This is a genomic window from Aquirufa rosea (assembly GCF_004118285.1).
Taxonomy (GTDB): Bacteria; Bacteroidota; Bacteroidia; order Cytophagales; family Spirosomataceae; genus Aquirufa; species Aquirufa rosea.
Window position 1 is genome coordinate 1 of record NZ_SDHY01000012.1, and the last position, 8,259, is coordinate 8,259.

Annotated in this window: 1 protein-coding gene; it reads left to right on the forward strand. The window is 43.2% G+C overall.

All coding sequences use genetic code 11. The features are described from left to right. Positions 1–8,259: beta strand repeat-containing protein (locus tag ESB04_RS12415; RefSeq protein WP_164969664.1), on the forward strand; the 8,259-nt coding region annotated here is incomplete at both ends.

Genomic DNA, 8,259 nt, shown 5'->3' on the forward strand with positions numbered 1-8,259 from the left:
CGACCAGTCTGACAGGAAGTATTTCTGGCTTGTCGGGCACAAATAAATTGACAGGCGCAGGTGACTTTGTGAGTGGTGTAGCCAACTTGAGTACGAAGTTGATTTACACAGGAACAGTAGGCACAGGTACCTTTACCTTTACCCCACAGAGTGGTACAGCGGTAACGAGTGGTTCGGTACAGATTAATGCAGGATCGGCAACGCATTTCATGATTACCGGAAATGCAAGTCAGATTGCAGGAGAGGGACAAACCATCACAGTTAGAGCGGTGGATGCGAATCACAATACAGTGACAAATTACACTGGAACTAAGTCCTTAACCTTCTCTGGTGCAAATAGCTCAAGTAGTCCAGTGACGGTTGCCACAGCCAATGGAACGACTTTTGGTACAGCGACAAATATTGTATTTACCAATGGTGTGGCTACTTCTTCCATAGTGCTATATAAAGCCGAGAATGCATTAGTTACAGTGACTGATGGTACCATAAATTCCACAGGAAATTCTCATGAATTAGCCGTAGAAGTATTACCAGCAAGCTTTAGTAAGTTAGCCGTAAGTTTAGCAAGTCCACAAATCAACGGTGTGGCCTTCACAGGTACGAATAGCTTAACGGCACAAGATGCTTATGGTAACACGGTGACTAGCTTCAATGCTTCGGGTAACAATGTGACGGTGAGCACGAGCTTAACAGGAAGTATCAGTGGTTTATCAGGTACCAACAAGTTGTCAGCTACTGATGATTTTGTGAATGGAGTGGCTGATCTAAGTTCCTTAGACTTAACTTATACAGGTGCCTCAGGTAGCGGAACATTTACCTTTACTCCAGCAACTGGAACGGCAGTGACTTCGGGTAGTATTACTATCAATCCTGGTACTGCCACTAGAATGGTTCTTTCCGGATCAAGTACGGGTACAGCTGGTCAAGCACAAGTAGTTACCTTAACAGCGAAAGATGCCAGTGGAAATACGGTTACTTCTTATACTGGTGACAAATCCATCGTATTCTCGGGAGCTTCCTCTAGTGTGAATCCAGTGGTAGTACCTACGGTCACAGACAAAAATGCAGCTGCTGTAGATTTTGGTACCGCCGCTACTATCAACTTTAGCAATGGTGTGGCAACCACCAACATGATTTTATACCGTGCTGAATTAGCCAACGTGGTAGCTACTCAGGGTAGTATTACTTCGTCTGGTGCAGATCGATTGACAACTACCTATTCGGCTGGTTCACTTTCGAAGTTTGCAGTAGCTCTGAATAATTCACAGGTGAATGGAGTAGCTTTTACAGGTACCAATACGGTAACTGCACAAGATTTCTGGGCTAATACACTGACTACTTTTGATGCTAGTGCCAATAACGTAACGGTAAGTACTAGTTTAACGGGTACCATTACTGGCTTGTCAGGAACAAATAAGTTAACAGGCGCTGGCGACTTTGTAAGTGGGGTTGCGAATTTGACGAATAAATTAATCTTTACAGGTACTTCTGGTACAGGAACATTCTCGGTTGCCTCCGCTAGCGGTGGTGCAACAGGAACAAGTAGCAATGTTAATGTAGTAGGAGGTGCTGCCACTAAATTACGTATTTCGGGTAGCTCAACTGAGACGGCTGGTGTAGCTCAAAGCATCACGATTACCGCCTTAGATGCTAATGGAAATACCGCCGTAGGATACACAGGTTCTAAAACTTTAGTATTCTCGGGAGCTAATGCTTCTTCTTCACCGAGCACTAATCCGACAGTAGCGGGTGTGGATTTTGGATCAAATACCAACATCACTTTCAGTAATGGTACTGCGAGTGTCAACTTAGTACTTTATAAAGCTGAAACAGCTTTGATAGCTGCCACAGATGGTAGCTTATCGGCGGCAGGTTCGGATCGATTGAGCGTGGCTGTGAGTGCATCTAGCTTTAGTAAATTGGCAGTTAGCTTGAACGGTTCTCAAGTGAATGGTACTGCCTTTACAGGTACTAATACCTTGACTGCTCAGGATGATTATGGCAATACAGTGACGACTTTCAATGCATCTACCAATAACATTACCGTAACTGCCACATTAACAGGTAGCATTACAGGTTTATCTGGAACGGATAAATTAACAAGTGCCCTGGATTTTGTGAGCGGAGTTGCCAATTTAACATCTAAACTAATCTTTACAGGAACAGTAGGTACAGGAACATTTACCTTTACCCCAGCGACTGGTACTGCAGTAACGAGTGGAAATGTGACGATTGGTTCTGGAGCGGCTACTAAATTGATTATTACGGGAACTTCTGCCTCACAAACGGCTGGAACAACGCAGACTATTACCATTACTGCGAAAGATGCTAATGGAAATACGGCCACAACTTATACGGGTTCTAAATCAATTACATTTAGTGGGGCGAATGCTTCAACTAACCCAGTAACAAGTCCAACGGTGGCATCGGTGAATTTAGGAACAGCTACTTCTATCAGCTTTAACAATGGGGTGGCTACAGCAACCTTGGCGCTTTTTAAAGCAGAGGCTGTTGACTTGGCAGCTACCGATGGAACCATATCCGCCTCAGGAGCAGATCGTTTCAGTGTAACAGTAAATACGGCAGCTTATGCGAAATTAGTTGCCAGCTTGAATAGTCCACAGGTGAATGCCACTGCCTTTACAGGTACGAATACCTTAACAGCACAAGATGCTTACGGAAATACAGTTGCTTTCAATGCATCGACCAATAATGTTACAGTTTCAACAAGCTTAACCGGAACTATTTCTGGCCTATCAGGTGGAGATAAGTTAAGCAATGCCAATGATTTTGTGGCAGGTGTGGCAAATTTAACCAGCTTAGGTCTGACATTTACGGGAACTTCAGGAACAGGTACATTTACCTTTACACCTGCTTCAGGTACTGCTGCCACGGCAAGTAATATCACGGTAAATCCTGGTGCAGTAAGTCGCTTAGTGATTACGGGTACAAGTTCTGTAACTGCTGGAGGTAGTCAAACGATTACCATTCGTGCCAAAGATACCAACGGAAATATTGTTACTACCTATGCTGGTGATAAATCGGTAGTGTTCTCTGGTGCGAATCAAACTTCAGTTCCAATCGTTCGTCCAACCGTAAGTGATAAAACCGCAGCGGATGTGAATTTTGGAACGGCGACTACTATTAACTTTGTCAATGGTGAAGCTACGGCTACCATGAAGTTGTACAAGGCAGAATCTGCTATAGTGGTAGCAACGGAAGGATCCGTAGCCTCTGTTGGAGCTGATCGTTTGAGTGTGACTGTAGGACATGCTAGTTTAAATAAGTTTGCCCTTAATTTTACAAACCCTCAAGTAAATGGTACAGCCTTTACAAGTAGCAATGAAATTATTGCACAGGATGCTTATCAAAATCCAATATTGAGTTTTGATGCAAGCGCCAATAATGTCACCATCACTACCAGTCTGACAGGAGCAATAACTGGTTTAAGTGGAACCAATAAATTGAACAATGCAGGTGATTTTGTAAATGGTGTGGCCAATGTGACCAATAAATTAATATTTACGGGTACAGCTGGATCTGGAACCTTTACTGCCAGCTCTGCAACTGGAGGTGCTACCGGAACTAGCTCTTCGATTACCATTTCAAGTAGTGCCGCTACTAAATTAATTATTACAGGTACGGGTACACAAACAGCAGGAGCTGCACAAACCATTACCATTACCGCCAAAGATGCTAGTGGAAACACAGCTACTGGATATACAGGAACTAAGAGTTTAGTATTCTCAGGAGCAGCTAGTTCACCTTCTCCAGCCACAGCGCCTACTGTTTCAAGTACTAATTTTGGGACATCTACTAATATTAGCTTTACTAATGGGGTGGCTACTGCTAACATGACGCTTTACAAAGCAGAAAGCGCCAATATTTCAGCTACAGATGGTAGTATCTCAGCTTTAAATACAGATAGATTGTTGGTAACTGTTTCCGAAACTGTATTCAATAAACTAGCTGTTAGCCTTGCTACGCCTCAAACTAATGCTACAGCCTTCACAGGCACCAATACATTAACAGCACAAGATGCTTATGGTAACCCTATAACCGGATTTACTGCGACGACCAATAATATTACCGTGACTAAAACCTTGACGGGTAATATTACGGGACTCAGCGGAGGAGCAGTATTAAATTCACATAGTGACTTTGTAAATGGGGTAGCTAATTTAACTGGTAAGTTAACCTTTACAGGTACTTCAGGAACAGGGACTTTCACCTTTACACCTGCCACAGGTACGGCTGTAACTAGCGCTAATGTGACCGTTAACCCGGGTGCAGCTAATAAATTAGTGATCACCGCCACTCCAGGTTCTATTATGGCTGGTACTACTAAATCAATCACCATTACCGCACAAGATGTAAGCGGAAATATAGTCACGAGCTACTCGGGAGATAAAAATTTAGTTTTCTCTACTTCTACCAGTCCGTCGAAAGTACCTACGGCTTCAAATAAAAATTCGGTGGATATTGATTTTGGGAACACAACTGTAATCACATTTACGAACGGGGTAGGAACTAGTATTCTGAAAGGTTATAAATCCGAATTAACCACAGTTAGTGTAACAGATGGAACGATCAGTTCCAGTGGTGGTGGTAATCTTGCCCTAGATATTACTCCAGGTAATTTCTCTAAATTAGCGGTAAGTTTAGCAAGTCCACAAATTTCAGGTACGGCCTTTACTGGAACCAATACATTGACAGCACAAGATGATTTTGGAAATACCGTTAATCTGGATGCTTCTACAAATAATATTACGGTTTCTAGTTCATTGGGAGGTACAATTACTGGACTTTCAGGAACCAATAAATTGAACAATGCCAATGACTTTATTGGTGGTGTGGCTAATTTAACAACCTTAGGATTAACATATAATGGTGCTTCGGGAACTGGCACATTTACCTTTACACCTTCCACTGGTACAGCTATAACCAGCTCCAATGTCCTTATTAATCCAGGTGCAGTAAGTCGATTGGAAATTACAGGTACAGGTACATTAACCGCAGGGGGGGCACAAACCATTACCATTCGAGCTAAAGACGCCAATGGTAATATCGTGCCGTCTTACACTGGAGATAAGTCGCTTGTTTTCTCAGGAGCTTTATCTTCCACTAATCCATTTGTTAATCCTACTGTTTCCGATAAAAACTCCAGTGATGTGAACTTTGGTACGGCTACAACCATCACATTTACCAATGGAGTGGCCTCGGCAACGCTGAAATTATATCGCGCAGAGACTGCAACGATTGTCGCTACCCAAGGATCATTGGCTTCAGCAGGATCAGATCGCTTAAGTGTGGTAGTATCACCTGCTAGTCTTAGTAAATTTGCGGTGTCACTTTCTACTCCACAAGTGAATGGACAAGCATTTACTTCCAGCAATATTGTTACGGCTCAAGATGCCTATGGAAATACAATTACATCATTTGATGCTAGTACAAATAACGTAACGGTGACTACCAGTTTATCAGGTTCCATTTCCGGTTTATCGGGTATAAATAAACTCAACAGTGCTTCTGATTTTGTCAATGGAGTGGCTGATGTAGCGACCAAATTAATCTATACAGGTACATCAGGTACGGGAACCTTTACTTTTACAGCTGCTACGGGTGGTGCTTCAGGAACCAGTGCCAATGTGGCCATCAGTGGAGGAACGGCAACTAAATTGGTTGTGACTGGTAGTGCAAGTCAAACAGCTGGAGCTTCTCAGTCGATTACTATTACAGCTCGCGATGCCAGTGGTAACGTAGCAGCAGGATATACTGGATCTAAAAATATCACTTTCAGTGGTGCTAACCTTTCTGACAGTCCTGCCACTAACCCAACCGTGAGTGGAGTGAACTTTGGAACAGTAATTAATATTAGCTTTACCAATGGAGTTGCATCAGCTAATATGATTCTATTTAAAGCTGAAAACGCATTAGTGGCTGCTACCGATGGAAGTATTTCTGCTGCAGGTTCAGATCGCTTATCTGTGAATGTTTCTGCTGCGGCATTCAATAAATTAGCAGTTAGCTTGGCCGCGAATCAAAACAATGGTGTGGCATTTACGGGAACCAATACCTTAACTGCCTTGGATGCCTATGGTAATGTAGTAACAGGTTTTGATGCCTCTGGCAATAATGTGACGGTGACAACTACTGGCTTGACTGGATCTATATCTGGTTTAAGTGGTACCAATAAATTGAACAATTCAGGGGACTTTGTCAATGGTATCGCGAATTTGACAAGCTTGGGAATGAAATTTACAGGTACAGTAGGTACAGGCACATTTACCTTTACTCCAGTGTCAGGTACAGCGGTAACGAGTGGAAATGTGACCATAGGAGCAGGTGCTGCTACCAAAATGGTAATTACTGGATCAAGTACTCAAACGGCAGGAAATGCACAAACATTGACCATCACCGCACTAGATGCCAATGGTAATACCGCTACGGGATATAGTGGTGATAAAAATTTACAATTCTCTGGAGCTGCTAGTTCATCCAGCCCAGCTACTGCTCCTTCTGCAACGAATAAGAGCAGCGTGGCAACTGATTTTGGAACTTCAACTACCATTACGTTTAGCAATGGTGTTGCCACCACCAGCCTGAATTTATACAAAGCAGAGAATGCGGAGATTCAAGTAAGTGATGGTACTATCAATTCTACTTCTGGAGGAAATTTAGCCATAACAGTTAGCCCTGCTAGCTTCAGTAAATTGGCGGTTAGTTTGGTAGGATCTCAAGCGAATGGAGTAGCCTTTACAGGCAGCAATACCTTGATGGCCTTGGATGCCTACGGCAATACAGTAATTAGCTTTGATGCTAGTGTCAATAACGTAACGGTGAGTGTAAATAGCTTGACAGGAACGATCAGTGGTTTAAGTGGAACCAACAAGTTGACTAGTGCGAGTGACTTTGTGAATGGAGTTGCGAACCTAAGTAGCTTAGGCTTGAAGTACACAGGAACAGTAGGAACAGGCACATTCACCTTTACTCCAGCCTCTGGTACTGCTGTAACTTCATCCAATGTGACCATTGGTTCAGGTTCAGCTAGTCGATTCGTGATCACAGGAACTACCAATACATTAACAGCTGGCGGAAGTCAAACGATTACTATTACCGCGAAAGACGCCAGTGGAAACACGGTGACCTCTTATACAGGTGATCATGCTTTGACATTTACAGGTGCTACAGGCTCAAGCAATCCAGTGGTTTATCCTACGGTTGTCGATAAAAATGGAGCAACACAAAGTACTTATACCGGGGCCACTTTAACATTTACCAATGGGGTGGCTACCACTACATTAGCTCTTTACACGGCTGAGTCGGTGAATTTTGCAGCCAGTGATGGAAGTATTGGTACGACTGGTTCAGATCGATTAAGTATCACGGTAAGTCCTGCTGCTTTTAGTAAACTAATAGTAAGCTTAAGTTCCCCTCAGTCCAACAGAGTTGCCTTCACAGGTACGAATACCTTAACGGCGGAAGATGCCTATGGAAATACGGTAACAAGCTTTGATGCGAGCAGCAATAATGTGACAGTGACTACTAGCTTAACTGGAACCATTTCTGGCTTAAGTGGTACCAATAAGTTGACAAGTGCGAGTGACTTTGTAAATGGTGTTGCAAACTTGACAAGCTTGGGATTAAAATATTCAGGAACCATTGGTTCAGGTACCTTTACCTTTACTCCTGCTACTGGTACAGCCGCTGTGAGTTCAAATATCACCATGGGCTCAGGTCCAGCAGATCATATGATGATCATTGGCTCAGGAACTCAAACAGCTGGAACTCCTCAATCCATTACCATCAGAGTAGTTGATGCTAATCACAATACGGTAACTAGCTATGCAGGAACAAAAACATTGGTGTTTTCGGGAGCGAATAGTTCCACCAGCCCGGCAACAGCCCCTACGATTGATGGCATTGCCTTTGGCTCTAATACAAGCACAGAATTTACTTCAGGTATTGCAACTGTTTCTTTGAATTTATACAAGGCTGAAAATGCGGTGATTCAAGTGACGGATGGAACCTTAGTAGCAGTGGGTAATCACCATGAATTGCCAGTGACTGTTTCTGCTGCTTCTTTCAGTAAGTTGGCAGTAAGCATTTCCGGCAACCAGATCAATGGAGTAGCCTTTACAGGAACGAACACCTTAACAGCCTTGGATGCTTATGGTAACGTGGTAACGGGCTTTGATGCCAGTGGCAATAATATTACGGTGACTACTAGCTTAAGCGGAACCATCTCCGGCTTAAGTG